We start from the raw sequence: 24,729 nt of genomic DNA on the forward strand, positions 1-24,729 counted from the left end.
CTACACGACTGCCTCGAGCCCGTTTTACCTTAGTGGTCGCGCGGGTGTTCGACTAGTCGCGACCCCAAGACTATTAGCCGCGATCCGGCACGTTTCTTCGCTGGTGGCGACTTGAAGGCTGTTTTGGTGTGATGGTGGTGGGTTGGTGGGGGTGGTGGGCTGCTTCCGTCGGGTTTGGGGGTTTGCTGGCCGCCCGCACGGTGCGTTGAGGATTGTTCAGACTGGTGTGTGGGGTCGGTGAAGCAGCCCGGCCCTGTGTTTCCGGGTGGGGCTGCTGGTTGCTCGGGGTGGCGGGCGGTCAGATCCTGAGTGGTGTGGGCGGGTTCATGGTGCGGAGTCGTCGTCCGGCGGTCCGGAGGTGTGGGTTCCATGGCCAGCGTTTGGGCCAGAGTGTCCATGCCTGCCGGTTCTTGGTGCGCAGGATCGCCGGTGTGCCGAACAGGCAGCGCCTCAGCTTTTTGGGGTGAGCGTGTTCGAACTCGGTGCCGGCGAGGAGGTCGAGCTGGAACCATCGGCAGAGGGTGTGGGCCCAGCCGACCATTGCGGTCCAGACCTTGTTGCGGGCGGTGTCGGGGAACGGGAAGCGGTCGAGGCCGGTGGTCTTGAGACGTTTGATGTTCTCCTCGACGTGGGCGTGTTCGCGTTGGAGCTGGTCGATCTCCAACGGGCTGTCGTCGGGGAGATCGCAGACGATGATGGTGTGACGCCAGCCGTTGGTGTCGAACATCCTTTGTTGGGCGCCGGGGTGTAATGGTTCGCGTCGGATGACGATCCGGGTGCCTGGCGGGTAGTGGACATCGAGGTCGTCTTTGGGTCGCTTCTTCAGGCCAACCCAGTCCTTGATGGCCGGGTCATGGGTGACCTCGACCACCTGCGCTGCACGTGCATCGACGTCAGGATCGTTGCGGTCCCAGTCGACGTTGCGGGGCCGCAAAGCGTTCTCCCAGTTGGTGTTCTCGTCGAAGGCGAGGATCACCGAACTCAAGATGTTGTTCGACCGGCCGGTGACACAGAACCGCAGGTTGCGGTCCGACATGTCCCACAAGAACCCGAGGGTGTGCCCGGCCGAATCGGAGCGGACAAGGATCTCGTTGGCCGCTTCAGCGGCGTTAGCGCCGGGACGATGCGACCGGGCGACCGTTTCGGGGAGTGCGTCGAGGCCGGCGTCGATGATGCCGACCAGATCGGCGATCGTGTTCGCGCCGGCGTTGCCGGGCCGGTGCTCGACTGCGAGGGCCTCACCTGAGCAGTCAGCGAAACACGCGACCGGGTGGAACCCGAACCCGCGTTTGTAGTTGCCTTTGGCGTCTTCCTTCTCCGAATGCGCGGGTGTCAGGGTGGCGTCGATGTCCATGATCACCCGGCGGCCGGGGTTGGACCAGCCGTGTTCGGCCCACACCCTGGTGCGGACCTCGCGCATCACGTCATCGACAGCGCCGACCGATTTGGCAGTCTTGGCCATGTCGGTGATCATCCGCCGGAACGTCGTCTCCGAGCCGACATCGCCCAGCACGCCTCCGGCTGGATGGAGCATCCCAAGGTCGGTGCAACAGTCGCCACCGGCGTTCAACATCAACAGACTGTGGACCAACAGCCCACCCCGATCCACGACCGGCATGGCGGCACCCCGATAGGGCACCGCCGAGGCGAACCCGGCGGTCAGACCAAGCCGATCCGAGTACTCGGCGAGCGGCCCCAAACCGCCCAACGCGACGATCTTGTCGGTCTCATCGACGCCGTCATAACGCACCGAAACCGACGCGCTAGATTGCACCTGACGAATGCGTTCCAAACCAGCTCCCTTGTGGTCCTCAACACCCTCAAGTTTGCTGGAACGGAGCGCATTTGTCGCGTCCGAACCTAATTCTTCACGATCTCAGCGTGCCGGATCGAGGTTAGTCGAGGCGACTCTTCTCATATCTGGTCGCTGGCGATGAGCTGGTCTGCATCTGAATTGTCGCCTGTCATTCCCTGGGTGAGGCCTCCCGCAACCTGAGGTCCTTGGCGATTAAGTCAGTCGTCACCCGTGTGATCACCGGATCTGATGGCCAGGACTGCCCTGGTTCCTCGTGCTGGTATTGGCCGCACACTTGGTCGGCCCAGATAGTGCGGATGCGACCAACGAACTGGGCGAGCACGTTCATCCAGCCGGGCGGACCGTCGGGGAATCCGGGGCCTCGGTAGACGCCGTTCCATGCCGCGTGGAGGGCTGAGAGTTCCTCGACCGCCCAGCCATGGGCGGGCCAACAGGGTGGGATGAGCGGTCCGAGTCGGAAGCGCTCCACCAGCCAGCGCACCCACACCTCGAGTTCGTCCCAACGGACGACCGCATCGGTCGGCGCCAGTTCAGCCCAGATCGGCGCCGGCCCATCGGATGGTGGCGGAGGTGTCGGGTTGGCTGGAGGTTGTATCCCGCCTGTGATGCCGGTGATGTAGTCCACGGTTCAGGCCGCTTCGACGAGCTTGGCTTCGGGGCGGTCCCACCAGCCTCGCCATTGGATGGTCGGGATCCGAGCTGCTCCGGCGAGGATGAGAGCGGAGCCGTTCTCGAGTTGGCGAAGGTCTGCCACGGGCCAGATCGGCACCTTGCGGACGGTCACGTGGGCCTGGGCGCCACGAGCGTGCGACTGGGAGAACCAGGTGGCGGCCTCGTGGGTTTCGGAGTGAACCTCTTCGTCGATCTCGCCTGCCAGGTCGGAGATGCGTTTGAGGTCCTCGGCGTTCCCACCGCCGCCGAGGACGACCTTGATGCGGGCGGCTTCCCACAGGCCGTCCATGGCGTCCTTGCCCCACCGTTTCCGCCCCTGCCCGATGGACTGGAGCACCATCATCGTTGAGATGCCTGACCCGCCCCCGTCCGACATCAAGGTAGGCAGCTTCGGGAGCGGTGCGATGTTGGCGCACTCGTCGAGGACCACCGACAGAGGCGGCTCGCAACGACCGTCGGGACAGTGCGCTGCGCGTTCCCGTGCCCGCTCGGTCACGTCTTCCACGAGCGCAGCCACGAGCGGAGCGAGTGTTTCTTGAACCGACGCTGATCCAATGATCCCGAGCGTGTTCCTTCTTTCCAGGAACGTGGCAGGTTGGAACCCCTCCGATGGCAGGCAATCGAACGTTGACCGCAGCTCTGGGTCCGCGAGGCAGTCGAAGGTGCGGACTACGCCGGCCCAGACGGACCCGCGCTGTTTCGGGTCGGCCTTGGCCTGTTCGGACAGTTCGCGGGCCCACTCGTGCTGACCGTGTTGTTGCAGGAGCGTGACCGGCTCGGGGTCGGTTGGGGCGCCTGCCCAGCGGATCACCCGAGAGATCGGCAGGTCTGCCCGAGCTGAAGCGAGGAGGTAGGCACGGACGACCGATTTGGTCATGTCGGTCCAGAAGTCGCCATTCTCGGTGTTGCTGTGGTCGACCCCGGCGCCGACCAGCGACCCGGCGCGTTCCATTGCCACTCGTTCGACATCGCACCCACGCGCTGGTGCCCACTGGAAGCCGGTGTATTTCGGCGTCATCCCCTGCGGGTCGCAGACGAAGACCGTGCCGACCTTCGATCGGACCGGTGCGGTCTTGTCGACCACTTCCGGCCGGGTGCCGGTCACCACGACCGGCCCGGGAGCTGACCACACGCCGGGCACAACGAACCCGGCCGTCTTGCCGGTGCGCGGTGGCGCCACGACCAGAAGGGTGTCCTCCACCGAGGCCCACACCCCGTCCCGGTGGCCCTTCACCGAACCCAACTCCCAGCCGAGATCGGTCGCCTTCGGCTTCGATGCTGCTGGACGCAGAATGTCGCCCCGCTCGACCAGCGCGTTGGCGCCCATCGGCGCCAGATCGAAACGGTCGGCGTGGCCCGCATTGGCGTCGCGCTGCTGCCATCGCTTCCATCCGATGGCGGAGAGGACCATGACGGCTGCTGCCTCGAAGCCGATCACCGTCCAAAACACGCCCGGCGAGCCGGACGAACCGAGTGCCGCCATCGGGTCGCCGGCGTTGGCGATCGCCTCCACCACCGCCTCGAACCCGACCCCGTCGGGTGGTCGGGCCCCGTCGAGGCGTGCGGACACCTGGGATGCCACCCACACGGCGGGGATGGTGCCGATCAGGCTCAACGAGGCGACGGCCATGTGGTGAGGCTGGAGCCCGGCCGATGATGTCGCCCGATGCTGCGCCCGGCGGGTTGCGGTGTTCATGACGCAATCTCTATGGGCTTGGGTTCGTTGAGGCTTGTGCCAGCCTGATTGACCGTTCGTTCGGTGGTGGCGGGGTTGTTGCCTTGGTTTGCGTTGGGTGACGTTTGGTCGGGAATCATGACGGTTCGTCGATATAGTTGATGGATGCTCCTTCTTGGTGAACTGGTCGTACGTTGAGCTTGGCGGTGGTCCGCACGATCGGGTCGCCCCGAGTGCTGCGCACCGCTGAGGACGTCGAGGACTTCGAGCAGGAGATCGTCGACCAGTACGCGCTGGCGATGGCCGCAGCTGGGCTTTGCGACAGGCATGTGAGCCGAACCCGGTCGGTGATCATCGAGTTCGCCCGTTCGTTGACGGGATCGTTGTGGACCGCGACGTGTGATGACGCCGATCGGTTCATGGCCGAACAGCGGCGGCTGGGCAATACGGTGAGCACGCGGGCCGGGAAGGCGGGCGTGCTGGCGTTGTTCTTCGACTTCATGGTCAGCCGGTATCAGGGCGACATCCACGCGTTGACCGGCGTTGTTGTTCAGCAGCCGATCGACGAGTTCAACCGTCAGTCCGGCAACTCGATGGGCAAGGTTCGAGTGCCGCCCTCGGACGCTGAGGTCGATAGGTTGTTCACCGCTTGGCGGGCTGCGGTGCCCGAAGCCCGCAAGTACCTTCCGGCGGCGCGTGACTACTTCGCTGCGTCGTTGTGGCGCAGGCTCGGGTTGAGGATCAACGAAACAGTGATGCTCGACATCCGCGACTGGCGTCCGGACTTGGGCGAGTTCGGCAAGCTCCACGTTCGTCACGGCAAGGGAAGCAGCGGACGGGGACCGAAAGCGCGTCTCGTCCCGGCGATCAATGGTGCTGACCGTCTGATCGATTGGTGGCTGGCCGAGGTCCGTCACCAGTTCGCCGGCGACTGGTCGAACCCCGACGCACCGATGTTTCCTTCCGAGCGACTCAGCTCCGACAGCGTGACGTGCACGCGGGTGGGCGCCAACGCGCTGAGAAGCGGGCTCGGAGTAGCGACCCGGAAGTGGCTGCCGGGATGGGCCGGGCGGCTGACACCCCATGTGCTCCGCCACTACTGCGCCTCGTCGCTCTATGGCAACGGCATGGACCTCAAAGCGCTCCAGGAACTGTTGGGCCATCAATGGCTGGCGACCACGTCGGGCTACATCCATGTGCGCAGTGATCACATCGAAAAGGCGTGGACGAACGCCAACCAGAGTTTGGCTGCCCGCTTCGGAGAGGGAGGATGAGGTTGTGAAATGGAACATGAGATTGAAGGCCGCCGAGCGCGGGATCTGGAAGTCCGGCGAGATGCGCCGTCTGCTCGGCGAAGCAGGACTCGAGCTCAGCGCCGGGAAGATGTCGGCGTTGTGGTCGGGAACACCGACGACGATCCGCCTCGATGACCTCGACGTGATCTGTGCTGTGTTGGATTGTGACGCCGCCGCGTTGCTGATCAACGAGCCCGATGCCGTCGCTGCGCGCCGGCCCGAACAGCCCCAGGCCGCGACTGCCGATCGGGGCCCGACGGTGGTCGTCCCACGGTTCGGGAACACGAAGTCCGAACCGCCCCTATGACGCGACCCCCGAAGCGTTGTTTCACCTGCCAACGCAACCGGGTCGCGTGGGTCAAACCTCGGGTCGACTTCTGTTACGCCTGCCTGCCCGGCGGCCCGTTCCCCGAGCCCGCCTGCGGTGATTGCCAGTCGCCCAACTACTTCAGTGACGGACTGTGCGACGCCTGCCATCCCGGTGGGCCGCTGCATCTCGGCTCGTGTCGAGGGTGCCTCGCCTGGGGTGTGTTGAGAGCCCACAGTTGGCGTTGCTGGAGCTGCCGCTGGTGGGCAACCCACTACCCAATCGGCGACTGCCTCTATTGCGGACGCAACACCCGCATCGCAGATCGGGGCGCATGTCGGCTCTGCCTCGACCAAGGCCGCTTCATGGCTGCAAAGGGCCACGTCGTCGACCTCGACGAAGCCACCCGGTACGGCCAACAGCTCTACCTCGCGAACATGCGCCAGCCGCGACTCAAGAAACGCCCGGCCGACCGTCCCATCGGCCGCCGATCCAAACGAGCTGTGTCCACCGCGTTCGTTCCGCCGACCTCCCAGCAGCTCCAGTTGCTCGACGTGCCCCACGACCCCGACGGAGTACGACGACAAGCGCTGACCGCCGACACCGACCTGATCCGCTACTGCGCGGACGTCGTCCGCACCCACGGGACCAAGCACGGGTGGAGCAAACGCCAGACCAACGACGTCATCGCTTCGCTTCGGATCATGCAGGTCCTTCAAGACACCCCAACCGCGAAGGTCAACGCCACCGACGTTGAGCAGCTGTCCCGCTACGGCGGCAACGTCGGCTCGACCCTCGAGGTTCTCGACGCCGCAGGTCTCCTCAACGACGACCGCCAATCGCGCACCGAGCAGTACTTCGCCGCCAAGACCGCCGACCTGCCCGCACCGATGGTCGAACAGCTTGAGGTCTGGCTCGAAGTCATGTTGGACGGCAGCTCCACAGCGCCCCGACGGCAAGCACGCGACCCACAGACCACTCGCATCCACATCCTCGGAATCGCCCCGATCCTCCACGCCTGGGCCGCCAACGGGCACCGGTCCCTCTCCGAGATCACACAAGCACAAGTGCGCGAGGCACTGCCCGAGAGCGGATCGCAACGCAACTTCGCCGAGTACGGGCTGCGGTCGCTGTTCGGCGTCCTCAAAAGCCGAAAGCTGATCTTCACCAACCCCACCGCCGGAATGGCGACAACCCGGGTGAACGCCACGGTGCCTCTCCCGCTCGACACCGAATCGGTCCGCCAAGCCTTGAACTCCCCAAACCCAGCCACCGCCCTCGCCGTCGCTCTGGTCGCCTTTCACGCCCTCACCGCCAAAGAAGTGCAGAACCTTCAGCTCACCGACATCGTCGACGGACGCCTCCACATCAACAACCGGAACATCCCCCTCGCCGACCCCGTCCTCAGTCGACTCACCGCATGGCTCAACCACCGGGCGGTCAAATGGCCGGGCAGCATCAACACGCACCTTTTCGTCGGCATGCGCAACGCACCAAGGCTCGGGCCCGTCGGCAGACAGTTCCCGTGGACCAACACCGACCTCCGCCCACAAACCCTGCGCGAGGACAGAATCCTCCAAGAGATCCACACCAACGGCGGCGACATCCGCCGAATCTGCGACCTCTTCGGGCTCAGCGTCAGCGCCGCAACCCGCTACGCAGGCACCGTCGCGCACCCCGACCTCGAGAAGACCTGACCCCCGCCCGTCCGGTACGACCAGGCCCTTGAACACTTCAGGCGTTCCTGTACTATCAGCCCGTGGCTGTATCATCGGTGGTTGACCTCGACTCGCTCGCACGCATCGGCCGGGCGCTCGCCGACCCCACACGACGACGCATCCTCGTCACCCTCATCGACGGCGCCGCATACCCGACCGAACTGGCCGATCAGTTCGCCGTCACCCGAGCGAACCTCTCGAACCACCTGACCTGTCTGCGCGAATGCGGGCTGGTCACCGCCACAGCCGAAGGCCGCCGAGTCCGCTACGACCTCGCCGACCCCAGGCTCACCGAAGCCCTCACCCTGCTTACCGCGCTCGACCTTCCCGGTCGCTGCGACACCTGAACCCGGACCCCGACGATGGAGACAACCTCGCCCGACCGGCCCCGCCTCCTGGCCTGGGCCACCGCACTCGCCATATTCACCATCGCCTACAACCTCGGCGAGGGCGCCATCGCCATCACCGCCGCGCTGGTCGCCCGCAGCCAAGCACTCCTCGGATTCGGTTTCGACAGCGCCGTCGAGTCGATCTCCGCATCGGTGTTCCTCTGGCGTCTCCGAGCCGAACGACGCGACCCCGAACGCGCCGAACGCGTCGAGCACCAAGCCACCCGGCTCATCGGGATCAGCTTCTTCATCCTTGCCGCTGTCGTCGCCTTCGAAGCCCTCCGCTCCCTCATCAGAGGAGAACCACCCGACGCATCGCCGGTGGGGATCGCGCTCACCGCCGCCTCGCTGATCGTCATGCCGATCCTCGCCTGGAAGAAACGACAGGTCGCCACCGAACTGGACAGCAGAGCCGGTCTCGCCGACAGCGCCCAAACCTTCGCCTGCGTCTACCTCTCCGCCGTCGTACTCGCCGGGTTGATCCTCAACAGCCTGCTCGGCTGGTGGTGGGCAGACCCGGCCGCCGCCCTCGGGATCGTCTCCCTTCTCCTCAACGAAGGACGCGAAGCGCTCTTCGACGACGACTGACAACTCACACCCGCCCAGTTCGCTCACATGCTCCGGGCCCGTTCCACGCATCGGCCTACCCGATCGGTTCCACGAACCCGACACCCCCGGTAGCATCCTCACGACGCACCCACTCCGGTTCCCGCCAGTTCGCTCGGAGAAGCCGGGAACCCAGTGTGGTTCTCCCTCATCTGCTGGTCGGTGTCGACCAGCGGCCACTCGTGACTCCCGACGATGTGTTGGACGACCGCTTTGGAGGCGCCGATCTGCCAGAGGTGGCGGCCGCGCACCAGGTCGGTGATGATTCCCGACTCTCGCTCGGATAGGCCCAGCTGGGTTTGGAAGTCCGACCGTTCGGCGGCCGCTTGTCGGAGCACCACCCGTGTGGCCGTGTCCGACACCAGGCCTGAGGTGATCTTGACGGTGGACGTCCCGTCGTCGGCCTGCGCCCGCAGGTCCGACAATCGGTGAGCGACCAGCACGTTCGCCACACCCCACGTCCGTCCCAGCTTCCACGCCGATTGAAGGTACGCAGCGAGGGATGCGTGTTGCAGGAGTCCCCACGCTTCGTCGAACACCTGGATCCACTGGCGCCCGCCGCCCTGGGTTGCTCGCAGTTCTTGCAGCCAGCCGGTGACCGCCACCATCACGAGCGGAAGCGCGATCGGGTCGCCATAGACCGCCGAGAGGTCGATCACCACACCCCGGTTGGTGCCCGAGATGTTCACGCTGTCGTCGCCGTCGAACATGCCGCGCAACGACCGGTCGACCAGCCTCGACAGGGCGCGACGCAGCGGGTCGGTCGACCGCGACCAATCCGTCCGGTCGACCTCAGCAGCGGCGAGCAGCTCGGCGGTGGGCTCGCCCAGCAGGTCCACCAGATCCCGGAGGGACGCACGGTCATGTGTCCCGAGGATCTCGACCGCCGCCCAGATGGTCTGTTCCTCCAAGCCCGACAGTGGCCGGTCGAGCACCTGGCCCGCCAAGGCGCCGACAAGCTTCGAGCGGCGGTCGGTGGCACCTTCCTCGATCGTGGCGTCCCCACCGAGTGGGTTCAGGCGCACCCCGCCGTTAGGGCGAAGCGACAGCACCTGGTAGCCGAGCCATCCGGCCAGGTCGATGTACTCGCCCTTCGGGTCGATGATGGCCACGAACCGGGACGCACCCGACAGTGCGTCCATTCGTGAGAGCAGCGTCTTAACCAGTGCGGACTTGCCTTGCCCGGGCGACCCGAAGATCGCCATGTTGGGGTTGGTCACCAGCCCGTTCGCATAGGCCCTGAACGGGTCGAACACGAACGCGCCGCCCGCCAGGACATTCATCCCGACGACGACGCCGCGCAGGTCACGCAGACCCTGCTGCATGACGAACGGGAACACCGCCCCCGCCGCCTGCGTCGTCATCTCGAACGGGTCCTGGCCGAGCCTCGCTGCCGCCAGAGCGGGGTTGGTCATCAGCATGCTTCTCATGGGTCCAACCTGGTGATCCCGAGGCCGAGCGGTAACCCCGCCGCCCACGCAGCGGGTTGGCGGAGCCACAGAACCGTCGTCTCCAACCCGGCCTGCCGGGCCTGCGACTGGGCTCTATCGACAGCGTGTTCCAGCGACTCCTCGTCGCCGGCGGAGACGGTGATCATCCCGGCGACCATCATCATCTGGTGCCCGTCGGCGAGCGCCTCCTCGCGCCGTCGGGTCACCTCCATGACCCGTCGCGAACCGGCAGTGACCCGGAAGCCCTTGGCCTGTTTCACTTCGGCTGCTGATTCGAGGGACGACAGCTGGTGGGAGATCGAACGGCGAGCCTGAGACGGAGGGACTGGCACGTGGGTGATCGTCACTCGCCGGTCCGTGCCGGGCGGGGGAGCGTTGGCAATGAAGTTCTCCAACCAGGCCGGGCGCACCAGCGTTGATGGCCAGGCGGTGATCGCCAGGCTGGCGTGGAGGTAGCCGTCGATCGTGACGTGACCCGGCGAGTTCTCCACCGACAGCGGACCGACGCCAACCGGAATCGCCGGAACCGGTTCGCCCGCTGACCTGGCGGCTGCCCGGGACCGTCCGTCGACCGGGCGGCGGGACCGCAGAAACGACTCAGTGAGGTCGTCGGCTGCGAGTCTGCCGTCGACCACGAACCCGGACCCTCGCAGATCGTCCTCGAGCATCCTCACCACGTCGTCGAGCACTTCGACCGCACGCTCCTGTCGGGTGAGTCCGCCCGGGCGGGGCCGCCACCTGACCTTGCGCACCCCGACCGTGATCGTGACCGTCGACCGGTGCTCCGTCGAAACCTCGGCGATCTGTTCGACGAGCGCCAGATACCGACGGGTGCCTTCCGAGTCGGGATCATCTGCCACGTCAGCGACGTGCCTCGTGTGCTCGCCGACCTCGGCCGAGCCCGCCTCGGTCGTCCAGCTGACCCGCACCACCGGCGACCCCTCGTAGGCCATCGAGGCCAACGCCCGACCCCACATCGCGACGAGTCGGCCCTGCTCGGCCGGCTCGAGCAGCGAGAACTCGGTGCCCGACACCCGAAGCACAACCGAGACCGTGTCGGCGAGCGAGTCGATCACGATCCCGAACGACCGCCGACCCTCCGGAGCGGCGGTCGCAAACTTCAGGCCCTTCACCGACCGGTGGACGTCCCGGGCTTCCTTCACCTTGTCCTCGTCGTCCGGGTCGGCGACCACCACCGGCACGGCGCCGACCCAACTGCGGCCACCGCGAACGAGCCACCGGTCGGCAACCCAGATGGCCACGATTCCGATCCACACAAACAACGAGGTGCCCTTGACCCGCCCGAACGCCAGGACCGCCGTCACCAGCGCCACCAGCAGACCAAGCTGCCACGATCCGACGGCGACGATCATCGCGACCAGAACAGATCCGGCCACGGCGCCGACGACGGCAGACCGTTCCAGTCCGAACCACATCGACTCTGGCCGTGCTGCGATCTCAATTCGAGGGTCATCGCTCATCGTGGATCTCCTGTCGCTCGATCGGACGTGTCAGAGGCCGGGTCCGGCCCTGAGCGGCGGGCAGGGGGGGGGGGGTCGGCTGGCGCACCCGCGCTTGTCGGCGTCGAACCACTGCCCGGCGAGGGTTGCGGCGACTCGGCAGTTGGCACGTTCGAGGACGACTCCCCGTCACCCGGGCCGCTTGCTGATGGTGAAGGGCCGTAACCGGTGGGAGGGCTCCCGTCCGGCGGCGGCGACTCCGACGACCCGCCGGGCCGGGATCCCGGCCCACCTCCTGGTGGCCCCGACGGCGAGGGTGCGTCGCCGTCGGAACCACCGACCATGGGGGCATCGCCGCCACTGCCAGAACTCTGATCGCCCGGTGGTAAACCCGGGGCACCGTTGCCAGGACCGCCACCTCCCCCGGTTGGCAGAGCCCCAGATGCGCCACCGCCGCCGATGGCACCACCCCCTGCGCCTCCGGCTCCGCCACCACCTGCTCCGCCGCCGCCACCACCCCGGGTAGCACCGGCAACGGCGGACGAAACTCCGGCTGAAACGGCCATCGTCGCCCCCTGCTTGGCGGTGCCCTTCGCTCGGTCGACGCCGCTCAGCCCACCGACCGACTGGCGTGCCTCACCGCCCATCTGACGGACACCCCGCATGGACATCGCCGCCGCTTCTGCCGACGGCACCAACATGAGCAGCCCGATCGGGGCGAATGCGGCAGCCCCGTAGGTCACGATGCCCGCCAGGCCGGTCATGATCAGGGCGATGCCCTCCTGCTGCTTTGCCGGCGCGGTCGTCGAAGATGACGCAGCGGGCGGCTTGGCCGCAGGTGGCGGCCCGGACGGCGCCGAAACCGCGCTGGCCAACGCCGCCGCCCCAATCGACAGCGCCAACGCGATGACGATCTTGCTGAAGATGATGGCGAAGAACACCTCGATCGTGCGTGTTGCGAACTTCCGTACCGGTTCGAACACCACCCCCATCGCCGAGATCGGGATCATCACCACCAGCAGGTAGGCAGCCACCTGACGAAGCAACAGCGCGAGGGCGGTCGCCATCAGGCTGAAGATCAACACGATCTGCACCAGCACCACAACGAGCGCCCCACCAACTCCGGACGCACCGTCCCCGGTGCGGTCCAGCACCGAATCGGAAAACCCGCGCAGGTCGGCCTGCGACGCACCGATGATCCCCGAGGAGATGGAGTCGACGAACGAGACCACCGTCTGGAGCACCGTTGGGGCTATGCCGATCGCGATGGCGATTGCCGGAAGTCCGAGCATGATGCGCCCGGCCAAGCCGCCCATCTCGCCCTTGACGGTCGCCCGGACGATCTCCATGAAGGCAGCCAGGGTGGCGAGCATCGCCGCCACTCGTGTCGCAGCTTTATACGGACCTTCGGCGAACCACGGTGCCACCAGCTGGGGATCGGCCTGGGTGGACAGGAAGTGCTGCACCAGCCCGAAGCAGAGCTCGATCGCCTCACTGGCCGACTTGACGACGGACTTCAGCCACTCCTCCGGGCCTCCGAGCGCCGTCTGAACACCGCTAGCTACGCCACCGATCTTGTCCGCCGCACCGCCAACGGTCGATGCGCACCCAGCGGTATCGAGCTGGAAACAGTCGCCGATATCGGCTGGCGCCGCTCCAGCCCGCTGGATCAGCAACAAAGACACGCCGGCGAGCGTCAACAAGCCGACCGACCCCAGGGACACGTGTCGAGCCCGGGTGGTCATCGCACACCGACCGGATCGAACCCACCCAGGTCTGACGCCAGGTCGGCACCAGCAGGAACCGTGTCGAGCGAGAGCCCGAACGCCGGTCCCTCCTGACGGTCGGACCCGACCACGGTCCAACCCGTGCCGTCCCTCTCGAGGTCGACCGACCAGATGATCCACGCAGAGACCGGCTCGACCACCGGGTCGGCCGACTGGACCCACACCCCCCAGACGTCAACGGTCGTGCGACCCTGCCCGGTCGTCTCCTTCAAACCGAGCGGTGCGAACTGCGACCAGATCAGCGCGTCGTCGTCGGCTTCGGCGACGTTCTTCTGGCGCTGTTTCAACGCATCCAGTTCGTTGCCGATCGCCGCCTCCGACTCCGACAGCACCATCATCTGAGCGCGAGCGTCAGCCGCCTTCTCGTACACCAGCCCGCTGACCGTTTCGGTCCAGGTCGTTGCGGCTTCGGCAGCCGACCCTGGAGCCGGGGCATCCGCTGGCTTCGCCCCCTTCGGCTTTCTCTTTCCTTTTGCGATCGACGACGGCGGCGTCGACGGCGAGGTGCTCCGAGGCTCGCTCGTCGTCGACGTCGGCCTCACCGCTGGTGGTGCGGATGGATCGCCAATCAGGCGACCACCAACCGCCAAGCCGACAAACACGACCGCCACCACCGCTGCGGCCACCCATGGCCATTTGCGTCTCTCGTCTGCACCCATTGCAGCACCCCTTTCACCTTGGTGTTTGCCTAACAGCGGTTTGTGGGACCGGTACCGGCTCCGGGGCTTGGCGGGTCACCTGTTGGCTGATCAGCCGGTCGTAGGTGTGCAGGCCTTGTGCTTCGGCTCGGCGGGCCTCGGCAATGAAGCTGCCCCGGCGATCCCACACGCTCATCCCAGGACTCGTAGCGACCGCCTGGGCATGGGCGACTCGGCTCGCGAACTCCGGGTCGATCTCGCCGGGCGCCCCGCGACCGGCGGCGTGTGCGAGCTTCGCCGCCACGCGGTCGATCCGGTCCATGCCGATGCTGAACGCATCCACACCGCAGCCGGCGGTGCTCTGCCGTTGCCAACCGCGATCTAACGACACCTGCTTCGACCCAGTCCTCGACGCCAGATCCTGAAGCGAAACCTCACGCCAGCCTGGGCGGCGCCCGTCCCCGACCGGCCACTCCCACACACCCGCCCTCCCGGCATCATGGTCGAGTTCGCACACGAACCAGTGCTGGCCGGCAGCGTCGGAGAGGTGCGCGTAGACGAGTTGCTCATGTCGGTCACGGGACGCGGCGCCCGGGTGGGGAGCGGCCAGGAGCTGGGAGTCGCTCAGGTCGTGCGCTGGGACCGTCGAGGCCGAAGATTCCGCCCTCGACGCTGGGTGACCGCTCACGTGAACTGGTTGAAGATCGGGATGACGACACCCAAGAGAATCGCGGCGAACACGGAGCCGCCGACCATCATCGCCCCAGTCGACCGCATCCCCGAGTTGCCCCGGCCGCCGACCCCGAACAGGACCGCACCAGCCAAAGCGACCAGCCCGAGGACCACGATCCCCCAGCCCTTGAGGAACCCTGCGAGGGTGGCCCACTGGTTGACGCCCGGGGCGTTCATGTTGGGTGACGGGTTGGAGAGGTCCTGTGCCCACTCCCCGGCTGGAATGCTCGCCATCGTGTGAACGGCCGTTGTGATGACACTCATGATGTGCCCCTTTCCTTGTTGGTTTGCCTTGAGATCAGGACGGTCAGCGCGCCCGCCAGCAGGAGCAGCGCCCCAGCGCCGGCAGCCGTGGTGGCGGCGCGGGAAGGGCCGGTTTCGGCCAGGTCCGGCGCTCCGGTGACCGTCGGTTTCGGGATGGAGGTGGTCGACGCCGCCGTCGTCGCGACGGTGGTCGTCGTGGGCGACACGGAAGTGTTTTCGACGAAGGGGTCACCGGAACCGGGCAGGGTGGTCGACGTGCGTTCCGCCGGGCGAGCGGCAATAACGCCCTCCTCTTGAACCGTCGGATCGGCGGTGGTCGTGGTCGCTTGTGACGCCTTCGAGGCCCACCCCTCGCAGGTGGTCACGGTCCGGCCCGAGTCGCCGGAGAGGATCACCTGAACCGAGGCCGCCGGGCGTCCCGGCGGTGCAGCCAACGGCGGAGACTGCGACGTGCGGGCGTCGGCGCGCCACTGTGTTGATCCCAACGCTCCACCGGTGCAGCCCGGCTCCATCAGCACCGCCGTCATGACCCCGCGAAGGTTGGAGGTGGCCCGCAGCGTGTCGCCGTCCTGGCTGACCTCAAGGGCTGGTTCGTCGACCACCTCGACCAGCCGTTCACAGTTCGACAGCGGACCGTCGTCTACCTGGGAGCGGGCGTAGTACTGGCCCGGGGCGTCAATCGTGACCGGGGGGCCGGACGTTTCCAGACCGGACAGGTCGAACGTGTTCGACACCACCAGGCGGTCACACGACCGATCGGCGAACACCGTGATGGTCACCCGGGCATCGAGCTCGACGAACACCACCGCCGACGGTGAGAACGCGTCTCCGGTCGTCACCGTGGACGACGGTGCCACCGGCAGCGATCCCCGGTACGGCTCCTGCGCCCCGGCGGCTGAGGCCCACACCACCACGGCGAACACCGACGCCGACAGCCACACGGTCAGGTAGGTCACCGCCGGCCGCAGGCGGCTCGCAATGCTCCAACGTTCGCTCATCTTGCACCCTTTCGTTGCTGTCGATCTGTTGGGGGCAGGGCCACGCCGACCCTGCCCCCGGCTTCGGACCCGTGAGGGCCGAAGAACTCGCTGGGACGCCTACGCGTAGAACCAGCCGGACCTGAACTGGCCGTTCCAGAGGGGACGGCTCCAAGAGATCCGGTCCTGGCCGGCGCGGTTCGCCCGCACCGCGTACTTGCCGAAGTTGTAGATACCGATCGTGGAACCGCTGTCGACATGCCCGGTACTCGTCACCGTTCCGGTCTGCCTGGTGGAGCACCGCATCTGAGCGTGTCCGGCCGACCGGCAGGACACGCCGGTCAACCCGCCCATCGCCCTGAACGCTCTCGCTGACTCCGACGCGGACGGCAACATCGCGACGTCGCCTGGCACACCTGCGGTTTGGCAGCTGGTCAGCACGGCCATCAGTCCGAACGCCACCAGCGCCACAACTCGTGTCATCGGCTTCTTCATCGGTTCGCTCCTTCTCGTTGGGCCCGGCTCGTCAGCGCACCCACGGCCATCCGGGTGCGGACACCGGCCCCTCGTTGGTGGGAGGGGCCGGTGTTTCGCCTTGAAGGGATCGAAAGGCGATCTAGGCGGGCACCTTCCCGCTGGATGTGCGGCGACGGCGCACCAGCACCAGCCCGGCGGCGACCAGGCCCAGCGCGACCAGCGCCAGAACGCCCACGCCGGCTCCGGTGACCGCCAGCGATGGCGGCGCCGACGGACCCGAGGGATTCGATGGGTTCGCGGGAGTCGCCGGTGCTTTGGGGATCGACGGAGGCGACGCCGGGTTGTTGACCCGTTGCGTGGTCAGGTCCGGCGGCTGCTGCGCGGGTGGTGGCGTCGTGGTTGGGGGGGTGTCGTCGTCGGGTGGCACCAGCTCGGTGGTCTCGGTCACCCGACCGCAACCGTCGATCCACGTGCGACCGTCCTCGGACGCCACTCCGTCCTGCCAGGTGACGAACCCGAACATCTCGGTGGGCACCTTGTAGGGGCCGATCAGGTGGGGGCCGGGGCCGGTCACCTCAACGGTGAACGACTCCAGCAGCTCGCCCTCACCACAGTCGTCGCCGGTGGGACGCTGGTCGTAGGGGCCGTAGACGTTGGCGGTGACCGTGGCGGTCTCGCCATCGCGGAGCCCCTTGATGGTGATTTCGTCGAACAGCTCGACGGTGCCGTCGTTGACGACCCGGCGTTCGGTCACCTGGGTGGAGCCCTCGATCGGGCGGCGCACCATCGATGTTTCCGAAGCGGTACCGCAGCCGTCGAGCCACCCTCGTGCGTCCTCACCGACGGTCGCTATTAGGCCGTCCTGCCAGGTGATCTGCCCCTCAGCGTTCGCGTCGGTGCGGAACGGGCCCAACTTGTGCGGGCCGGGACCGGTCACGTCCTGGGTGAACGTCGAGAGCACCTTGCCGGGCTCGCAGTCCTCATTGCCCTCGGCGAAGGTGTGGTCCACGTCGAAGTAGCCGTAGACCTCGGCGGTCAGCGTGGCCGTCTCGCCGTCGTTGAGGTTCGTCGACACCACGTCGAAGACCTCGTGGACATCGTCGGAGACGATCTTGGTTTCCGACACCTCCGTCTTGGCTTCGATCGGCTTGCGCACGGTGAGGGTCTCGGCCGGGTTGCCGCAGGTGTCGCTCCACTGTCGGGTGACCGAACGGTCGCCTTCGACGGTGCCGGACACGGTGTCGAGGAACGACACCTTGCCTTCCGATCCTGTCGGGATCGTGAACGGTCCGACGACGATCGTGTCGACCTCATCGGCGGCACCAGCACCGGTGACCGTCACGGTGATCGGCTCTCCGATCAGGTTCTCCGGGGCACATGCGTCGGTGGAGAATCCGTCCTCGAACGGGAACTTCTGGGTGGGGTCCGAGAACAGTTGGGCGGTGACCTCAGCGGTCTCGCCCGCTGCGAGTCCGGAGACCTCCACGCGGTCCCACACCTGGGCGCCATCCCCGGAGATGACCTCAGAGCCGGGCTCCTCGTCACCTTCCGGGTCGGTGTCGAGCGCCTGGGTTGCGCCCTCGATCAGCGGATACACCACGGTGGTCTCGGCCGGCTGACCGCAGGCGTCCAACCAGTTCTGCGGGCCCGCTCCGATCACCCGGTCCTGGAACGTGGTGACACCACGGAAACCCGCCGGGATCGTGAACGGACCAACCTTGTGCGGACCCGGCCCGGTGACGCTGATCGTCTCTCGGCCGATCTCGTTGTCCGGATCGCAGATCCCAGCGGCCAGGTCGATCGTGAGTGGGGAGGCGGTCGTGTTCTCGACGGCATAGAACACCGCCTCGACCTCAACTTCCTGGTCGTTGTCCACACCGGTGACGGTGATCTCGTCGAACACCTGGGTGTCGCCCTGGGAGGTGACCACCGATTCCGACGCCGTGGTCTGCCCGTCGATCTCCCGGTAGTTGTCGACCGTCAGCGTCAGTTCGGCGTCACGGTCGAGCAACCCGGTCACGGTCGGTGCCGGAGTTTCGGTGATGTAGCCCGGAGGCGGGGCCGTCTCGGTCAGCCGGTAGTTCCCGACCCGAACGTCGGGGATCTCGATCAGCGACGTCGTCGAGGTGAACGTCTCGTCGTAACCGTTTGGGCCGGTCAGCCGGAGTGTTGCCCCAGCAACCGGGTCGCCGGACACGCCGTCGAGCTTGCCGATCCGCACGGTGCCGAGCGGGGCCTCTTGGCGCCCATCAGCCTGTGCAACCTTCGGGGTGCCAGCCACGATCATGGTCTGTTGGCGTTCATCCACCGGACGCAACACTCGAGCGCTGGATGGGCCGACGATCGAAACGCCGTAGCTCACCGGTTTGGTGCCGTCGACGACGTTCACCCGCAGGTACGCCTTGCCGTCGCTGCTGGTGAGCGGAGCTGGGAAGCCGTAGTCGGTCAGCTTCTGGTCAAACGCGTCGTCGTAGAAGCCGTCGACGGTCACGTTCGACTGCAACCCAGGTGGAGCGAGAATGGGTTGGCTGTTCCCAACTGGGTTCCCGGCGGCATTGCGCAGGGTCCACTCCGTGTCGATGACCCCGCCGTCAACGCCCGGATGAGGTGTGGCCGAGTCGAGGGTCCAAGCCCAGTCGCGTCCGGTGTTCTCCATCACCGTCCAGGCGAACATCGCCGTAGCGGCCACCGCACCCGCCGAGCTGGCCTGGTTGCCGTTGAAGGTCCGCACCCCACCGCTACCGTCAGACAGACGGAAGTCGGCACCGGACGTCGGGTCGGGCAGCCCGACCGGGTAGGTCGTCGCACCAGGCAAACCGAGCTGCGAGGACCGGTATTTGCCGACCACCGCCAAAGCGGCCTGGGCAACCTCATCGTCCTTGAACGGACCACTCAGATTGTCGACCGTGAACGCCAGCGCAGACATGATCGGATCGTCGGTCAACCCGCCATCCAAATAGGCACCTGGCTGATCGTCAGGTGCGCGACCGTCCCACTCGATGCAGGTTGCCTGACGTCTGCCGGTCACCGGGTCGGTCAGCTCGTAGAGGCCGACGTACGACAGCCCGTCGCCGCCACCGGTTCCATTGACCTGGACACCGGTGACACCACCCGCTCGCACGACCGCCGCACCTGCCGTGCCTGGGAACACCAGCGTCCCCAGAGTTGTCAGAAGGAGCGCAACAACCGCAGCAGCGGCGCTCCCTCTCTTGGTGTGAACTTTCATACCAACCTCCTGGTTGATGTTGTGGTCGATCACGAGCTGGCCGCCCGCGCGATTCCGGCAGCGAAACGAGTCACTCCCGCCGAACTGCCCGCCGGGCAACTGGGTCCGGTGAACCCCCGGTCGTATTCGGTGGCCACGCACAGGTGGACCCGATCCGCCGCACGAAGCGCCACGAACGACTTCGAGCCCGACCCGGACTCACCGGCTTGTCGTCGGGCGCCAGCGACGTAACGGTCGCCACCCAGCCCGATGGCTGCGTCAACGACCGGGACACCCCTGGTCGTCGCCCATGCCTCGGCGACACTGCGAGCCGTCACACTGTTCGCCGCGTGTCCGTCATCCCACACCGGGGTGAGCGCCATACGCAGCTTCGACAAACCGATCCGGTCCGAGTAGTCCTCGTAGCTGTCCCGGTAGGCGCCGCCTATCCGGTGATCAGAACCTGACATGCACGGCGCCAAGAACGAGTCGTTGCCGCTGAAGGCCAGCACCACCACATCGGCAGACCCCGCCGCTGCGACCGCGTCGGCGAGTAGCGAGCAGGGCGCAGCGCCGGTTCGAGCTACTACCCGGGCGCCGGGCACCCTCGCCTCGATGGCGGCTTTCGCCTCCACCACGAGCGAATCACCGACAACCAGCACCTTGCCGGGCGACACCCGCACGTTCCGAGGAGCCACCTGGCACGCGCACGACGTCAGCACCGCCAACACCGCAACCGTCAGAACCGCTCGGGCACCCAATGACCTCATGGCCACAAGGAATACAAGTCATTAGTGGGATTGGGGTGGGGTCGGACGCGACCACCGTCGAAGTTCCTCAACCCCTCAGATCACGATTTGTACAACTGCCAAAACCCACCTCTGTCCATTTGTTCACCCGACGTGTACAAACCCCCATTTGTTCAGATGTGCAAACCGGCGCGTAGCTCTTGGGCGTCGAGAGTCGGCAACGGCTGCGCCATGCTGCTCGCCAAACCGATCCACCACGGCCGCCCATCGCTGCCGATGTACATCTGTTCGTTTCCACATGCTCACGAACCCACAACGGACCATTCCCACAAATGCGCGCCACGTTGACGGTGACCACCACCTCGAAGGGAAACCAGACCATGCACACGCTCGCTGTCGTCCACCACAAGGGGGGAGTCGGTAAGACCACAACCACCGCCCACCTCGGTCACGCCCTCGCCGCCGGACCGGGCGCACCCAAGGTGTTGCTGATCGACCTCGACCCACAGGCGTCACTCACCCGGCTGGTCGGGCTCACACCCGGCGCCGGCGACGTTGGCTACGCAGCGGCAATTGACGACCACGACATCGAGGCACAGGTCGTCCGGTCTGATGAGTGGGGGCTCGACGTACTTCCGGCTGGTCAACGTCATGCTCGCATCGAGCGGTCATCGGATCCAGGGACCGAGCAGCAACTCAGGCTGATGCTCGAAGAGGTATCCGGGTGCTGGGAGTACGTCCTCATCGACGCCCCGGGCTCCCTCGGGATGCTCACCACCACTGCCCTGGCTGCAGCCGCCAGCGGAGTGATCGTCCCGACCACACCCGACTACCTCGCTCTTGAACCGCTCAAGACGATCATCCAGCTGATCAACACCGTCCAGGCCGCCTACCAGCCCGGATGCGTGTTCCGCGGAGTCGTCATCAACGCACAGGCGATCACCCGCGAACACGCACATCACGCCGACCGGCTCCAGCAAGTGTTCGATGGTCAGATCCTCGGCACCATTCCGCGCCGCACCGTCCTCCAGGACACCGCATCAGCCGGACTCCCGCTCACCGCAGCCCGCACCGGCCCGGCCGCAGGGCTCGTGCACGACTACCGCCAGGTCGCAGTACGGCTTGCCAGCATGCTCATCGGCGAAGAAGCACAGCGATGAGCACCCGACGCAACGCCCTCGACAGCGACCTACTAGCCGACCTCGGCATCGGTACGACACCCGCCGCCAACGACCCAACAACCAGCGACCGTGCACCTGCAGCGACGCCGGCAGCGCCCGCGGGCCCGGCCCTGGCGCCCGGCACGGTCAGGACCAAACGGATCGGCGTCGACGTCAGCGAAGAGGTCTGGATCGCCACCAAGATCGTCGCCGCCCAGCGGGGGACCACCGTGGCCAACCTGATCCGCTCCCATCTTGCCCATCTGATCGCTGAGCAGGCGTGAGCGTCAACCCACCGCTCGACTTTGAGACGGCACACGGAGGGTCTGAAGTGAAGCGGGACTATCGGGGTCAGAGCGATGGGCCGCCTCACCGTTCAGCTACAACCCAAGCGATCTTGCCGGGCAGGGGCCATGACCGGGTGGGGCGAATAGCTTCTCACCTGTGTGAAGTGATCCTCAGAGCAACGCTGGGTTGGCGGCGACGTTCTTAAGCTGACCCCCTCCTCCAGTCTCTTCGAACGCCACCGGAAGCGCTGCTCTAGTAGGGCCCAGGACGCAGCCACGGGGGCGGGGCGGGCGTCTCTCGGCTAGGTGTGCCCACCTGGAGCTTCTGTGCTTGGTGGAGGCCGAGCCGGACCGTGCTGAGGTGACCGGGTGCCCGGGTAGGAGACGGACCCGCCTTGGTCCGTTAGGAAGCGGACCCCGAGCACGCCCACCAGGTCGAGCAGGTTGAGCCGGGCCGGGCGGGTGCTCGCTCCCGCTCCCGCTCCTTCCTCCTCGGCCGATCCCGTTCGGCCTGTTCGAACCGGACGGCGGAGCGGTGACCCGTCCAGCACGCACCCATCGTGTCGGAGTCGGACTAGCCGCCGGCCAAGCCAGGACCACGAGAAAACACGACACAATCCGAGACCCACACCATGCAGTTACCGGGTGCAGTGATACAGAACCGCACCCGGCAGACAGGAGGTCAGTCAGCGGCGTCGTCGGCGGCGTCGGCGTCGGCGTCGCCTTCTTCAATCTCTAGCTCCCCAGCCGACCATGTCCGAAGTTGTTCTTTGAATTCAGCTAGCTTTTTAGGCCATTCTGCGTCAGCCTCGCGTTTCTGAGCATCTTTCCTATCGCCATCCCGTACGTAGACCGAAATGCTTCCGTGGATACTCTCGGTCCACTTGCCTAAGATCTTCTGGACTTCTTTAAGAGATTTGGCCACGTCGTCGACGGTCTTAACGTTGACCCAGCGTCGACCTTGATATGCGGACCAATCAATCTCGTAAGTGTGGGCGTGGCTCTTGCCATCCGAGCTTTGATATGAAACGAAGAAGCTGTACCGATTGGGAACCTTGAGGCGCTTTCTGTCGGGAGCGTAGTCCCATAGCGTTCGCCACTCCTGACCCGGAGCCAGCGTGACAATGCTGGTTGGGAACTCTACTTCCTCAGTCTCGGTTCCCGAATCGCTCGCGGCTCGCAACACGGGCGCGTCCGGGACAATCTCAATAGCCGTAGCTACAGTTTGTCCGAAATTTCGAATTACCAGATCTACGAACTGCGGCTTAGAAGCAACGGACTCGATGTAGATCGCAACGTAAGGCCACGATTCTTCGCGTCGGATATCTTTAGCCGTTTTTACCTGTCTCAAAGCGACCAACGCAGCAACTAGAGCGACCAGCACCGTTGCCCAGGTCCCGATGGCCTCCCATTCCCCAGCCGTTCGTTGCATGAACGTTGACTCTGCCAGTAGCGGGTGCACTTGCCCTCCATGCCTATTATCGTCAAACGCAGTCCTGGAGGCGCCGGCGACGACCATTCCTTGATCAGAATAGCAAGGCTGACACAAGTTCGGAGAGTTGCGTTGGGGTGCGATTGACAACTGGTGGCGTTCCTGATGTCGGTGGAACTGCCTTGCTCGGCTTCTGGCATCGGTGCCCTTTACATCAGGCTCCCGAAGGGAGCCCTTGATTGACGGCCAAACCATGCCGTCCTCCTTCGGCCTCGACGGCCAACGCTCGCCGCCGAAGTGCAGCTGGAGGACCTGGTTGTCCACAGATTTGAAAGCCCGCACGCGCTTGTTGCCGCACCCCGTGGGGTGCGGCAACGCCGGTCAATTAGGGATGATGAGCTGGGACGGTCTGTCAGCTCGCGGGACTCGTGGTCACCGGCCCGGTGCCTCTAGGGAGATGGGCCTGGAACTGCAAGGCCGGCCCTGAGCAGCGGCGCAACAGCACCTACGACGGCAGCTCGGGCAGCGCTGCCACGGCGCGCTACGGATGTCTTGAGCCAGTGTGAGTCTTCGTTGGGCAGCACTGCCGCCCATTGACCGGTCGAGGCCTTGTCGGCCCACACTCGGGCAGCTCGGTCGTGCTCGTCGTCGGCGACAGCGGGCTCTTCGCTGATGGGTCTGGGACTCGAGGCTGCTGGGCGGCCTACCCGGCCTTGTCCTTGTTTGGAGGCCGGCGGCCGGCGGCGGGGGCCACGAGTTGGGTCCATCACCTCGTCGGCGACCCGTACGCACCACTCTGCGTACTGCACACGACCGTCGGGTTCAGCTCCGACCCGCTTCTTGGCGGCAAGTACACGGCTGCGGGTCCAGCGCTCAGGCAAGAGGAACACGTATCTGTTCGGGTACGGGCGTCCGTTGCGGAACTCGTGAGACCAATCGACCAGGCCCAAAGCCCGCAGCTTCGGCAGGACTCTCCGAACCGTCCGTGCCGCTACGCGGGAGCGCCGGCCGATCTTTCGTTGGTTCGCCCAAGCCAGGAGTCCGAACTCGTTGGCCAGCGAGAGCATGGCCAGGGCCACGATCTCGTCGGTGGAATCCAAGACGCCCAACTCGACCATCATCTCGACCACGCCGCGAACGTGACCCCGGAACTTCACGTCGCGATCGCCTGGTAGTGGGATGCGGGTGGTCCGGTGTTCGTAGGAAGGCCCGCGGACAGGACGCTGATGGGCGCCTTCGCGGAAGCCACCCCGGCGCCGACCAGTCGCATGCCCCACAGCGCGATCCACGCCGCGCCGGACGAGCGCCCGGGCCAGGTCGTCGCCCAGCTGTGTCGGTGCGCTCGATGGTGCCTCGACCATCATGGCGACTCTTTGGAGTCGGCAGACATCACCGGGAGCGGCACGGAACGAGGGTCGCTGCTCATCGGTCGCACTCAGCGAGCGCCCGACGGTCGGCAACGGTCAATGGGGCGCCGGCTGAGCGGCGGGCACGCGCCATGCGGGCCAGCACCGCCCGGCGTAGCGGCAGGCAGTGCTCGCACACCGGCACGCGGTCGATCACTGCCACTACAGCGAACTGGGGGTCCGTGCGTTTACACATTCCACACAGAACGTGTTGGCAGACCAGGCG

At 66.3% G+C, this 24,729-nt stretch carries 22 protein-coding genes; 7 read left to right on the forward strand and 15 right to left on the reverse strand.

The features are described 5' to 3' along the window. Nucleotides 1–298: 298 nt before the first annotated feature. The 3 genes from PKD89_RS13965 to PKD89_RS13975 form a co-directional block, all read right to left on the reverse strand. Complete coding sequence (locus PKD89_RS13965) at nt 299–1,792, reverse strand: IS1380 family transposase (RefSeq protein WP_289011794.1); 1,494 nt, start codon at nt 1,790–1,792, stop codon at nt 299–301. Nucleotides 1,793–1,964: 172 nt separating this feature from the next. Then, nucleotides 1,965–2,441, reverse strand: coding sequence for a hypothetical protein (locus tag PKD89_RS13970; RefSeq protein WP_289011795.1), 477 nt, complete (start codon nt 2,439–2,441; stop codon nt 1,965–1,967). A gap of 3 nt (nt 2,442–2,444) precedes the next feature. After that, nucleotides 2,445–4,184 carry a type IV secretory system conjugative DNA transfer family protein gene (locus PKD89_RS13975; RefSeq protein ID WP_289011796.1) on the reverse strand — a complete coding sequence of 580 codons (1,740 nt, stop codon included), beginning with the start codon at nt 4,182–4,184 and terminating at the stop codon, nt 2,445–2,447. 173 nt (nt 4,185–4,357) lie between these two features. On the opposite strand from PKD89_RS13975, the gene PKD89_RS13980 reads away from it, so the two are divergent. The 5 genes from PKD89_RS13980 to PKD89_RS14000 all read left to right on the forward strand — a co-directional run bounded on the left by PKD89_RS13980 (nt 4,358) and on the right by PKD89_RS14000 (nt 8,460). Further along, nucleotides 4,358–5,437 (forward strand): tyrosine-type recombinase/integrase, encoded by a 1,080-nt coding sequence (locus PKD89_RS13980; RefSeq protein WP_349257353.1) that lies wholly within the window; start codon nt 4,358–4,360, stop codon nt 5,435–5,437. Between the two features lie 4 nt (nt 5,438–5,441). Continuing rightward, nucleotides 5,442–5,765 carry a helix-turn-helix transcriptional regulator gene (locus tag PKD89_RS13985; protein ID WP_349257354.1) on the forward strand — a complete coding sequence of 108 codons (324 nt, stop codon included), beginning with the start codon at nt 5,442–5,444 and terminating at the stop codon, nt 5,763–5,765. Between the two features lie 365 nt (nt 5,766–6,130). Further along, nucleotides 6,131–7,462 carry a hypothetical protein gene (locus tag PKD89_RS13990; protein WP_289011799.1) on the forward strand — a complete coding sequence of 444 codons (1,332 nt, stop codon included), beginning with the start codon at nt 6,131–6,133 and terminating at the stop codon, nt 7,460–7,462. Between the two features lie 62 nt (nt 7,463–7,524). Beyond that, complete coding sequence (locus PKD89_RS13995) at nt 7,525–7,830, forward strand: ArsR/SmtB family transcription factor (protein WP_289011800.1); 306 nt, start codon at nt 7,525–7,527, stop codon at nt 7,828–7,830. 15 nt (nt 7,831–7,845) lie between these two features. Further along, complete coding sequence (locus PKD89_RS14000; protein WP_289011801.1) at nt 7,846–8,460, forward strand: cation diffusion facilitator family transporter; 615 nt, start codon at nt 7,846–7,848, stop codon at nt 8,458–8,460. A 98-nt stretch (nt 8,461–8,558) separates the two neighbouring features. Here PKD89_RS14000 and PKD89_RS14005 read toward each other — a convergent pair whose 3' ends face one another. The 10 genes from PKD89_RS14005 to PKD89_RS14050 all read right to left on the reverse strand — a co-directional run bounded on the left by PKD89_RS14005 (nt 8,559) and on the right by PKD89_RS14050 (nt 20,239). Next, complete coding sequence (locus tag PKD89_RS14005) at nt 8,559–9,893, reverse strand: VirB4 family type IV secretion system protein (RefSeq protein WP_289011802.1); 1,335 nt, start codon at nt 9,891–9,893, stop codon at nt 8,559–8,561. Between the two features lie 11 nt (nt 9,894–9,904). After that, nucleotides 9,905–11,410: an SCO6880 family protein gene (locus tag PKD89_RS14010; protein WP_289011803.1), complete on the reverse strand. Its 1,506-nt coding sequence runs from the start codon at nt 11,408–11,410 to the stop codon at nt 9,905–9,907. After that, nucleotides 11,407–13,074 carry a hypothetical protein gene (locus PKD89_RS14015; protein ID WP_324332504.1) on the reverse strand — a complete coding sequence of 556 codons (1,668 nt, stop codon included), beginning with the start codon at nt 13,072–13,074 and terminating at the stop codon, nt 11,407–11,409. Before PKD89_RS14015 ends, PKD89_RS14010 begins: the two co-directional genes overlap by 4 nt. 56 nt (nt 13,075–13,130) lie before the next feature. Further along, complete coding sequence (locus PKD89_RS14020) at nt 13,131–13,835, reverse strand: hypothetical protein (protein ID WP_289011805.1); 705 nt, start codon at nt 13,833–13,835, stop codon at nt 13,131–13,133. A gap of 13 nt (nt 13,836–13,848) precedes the next feature. Then, entirely contained in the window at nt 13,849–14,502 is a 654-nt protein-coding gene (locus PKD89_RS14025) for a hypothetical protein (protein WP_289011806.1), read from the reverse strand. Next, complete coding sequence (locus tag PKD89_RS14030; protein WP_289011807.1) at nt 14,499–14,810, reverse strand: hypothetical protein; 312 nt, start codon at nt 14,808–14,810, stop codon at nt 14,499–14,501. Before PKD89_RS14030 ends, PKD89_RS14025 begins: the two co-directional genes overlap by 4 nt. Further along, entirely contained in the window at nt 14,807–15,808 is a 1,002-nt protein-coding gene (locus PKD89_RS14035; RefSeq protein WP_289011808.1) for a hypothetical protein, read from the reverse strand. Before PKD89_RS14035 ends, PKD89_RS14030 begins: the two co-directional genes overlap by 4 nt. A 99-nt stretch (nt 15,809–15,907) precedes the next feature. After that, complete coding sequence (locus PKD89_RS14040; protein WP_289011809.1) at nt 15,908–16,282, reverse strand: hypothetical protein; 375 nt, start codon at nt 16,280–16,282, stop codon at nt 15,908–15,910. A 121-nt stretch (nt 16,283–16,403) separates the two neighbouring features. After that, nucleotides 16,404–19,490: an MSCRAMM family protein gene (locus PKD89_RS14045; RefSeq protein WP_289011810.1), complete on the reverse strand. Its 3,087-nt coding sequence runs from the start codon at nt 19,488–19,490 to the stop codon at nt 16,404–16,406. A 29-nt stretch (nt 19,491–19,519) separates the two neighbouring features. After that, entirely contained in the window at nt 19,520–20,239 is a 720-nt protein-coding gene (locus PKD89_RS14050) for a hypothetical protein (RefSeq protein ID WP_289011811.1), read from the reverse strand. Between the two features lie 311 nt (nt 20,240–20,550). Here PKD89_RS14050 and PKD89_RS14055 point away from each other — a divergent pair, with 311 nt between their 5' ends. Next, complete coding sequence (locus tag PKD89_RS14055; protein ID WP_289011812.1) at nt 20,551–21,378, forward strand: ParA family protein; 828 nt, start codon at nt 20,551–20,553, stop codon at nt 21,376–21,378. Next, nucleotides 21,375–21,662, forward strand: coding sequence for a hypothetical protein (locus PKD89_RS14060; RefSeq protein ID WP_289011813.1), 288 nt, complete (start codon nt 21,375–21,377; stop codon nt 21,660–21,662). The genes PKD89_RS14055 and PKD89_RS14060 overlap by 4 nt, the downstream gene beginning before the upstream one ends. A 685-nt stretch (nt 21,663–22,347) precedes the next feature. Here the strand turns inward: PKD89_RS14060 and PKD89_RS14065 are convergent. Next, the gene (locus PKD89_RS14065) at nt 22,348–23,184 is read right to left on the reverse strand and encodes a hypothetical protein (RefSeq protein WP_289011814.1); all 837 of its coding nucleotides are present in this window, start codon (nt 23,182–23,184) and stop codon (nt 22,348–22,350) included. 1,335 nt (nt 23,185–24,519) lie between these two features. Beyond that, nucleotides 24,520–24,699 carry a hypothetical protein gene (locus tag PKD89_RS14070; protein WP_289011815.1) on the reverse strand — a complete coding sequence of 60 codons (180 nt, stop codon included), beginning with the start codon at nt 24,697–24,699 and terminating at the stop codon, nt 24,520–24,522. Nucleotides 24,700–24,729: the final 30 nt, after the last annotated feature.

Source organism: Candidatus Neomicrothrix sp. (assembly GCF_035329545.1).
In the GTDB taxonomy this organism is placed as follows: domain Bacteria; phylum Actinomycetota; class Acidimicrobiia; order Acidimicrobiales; family Microtrichaceae; genus Microthrix; species Microthrix subdominans.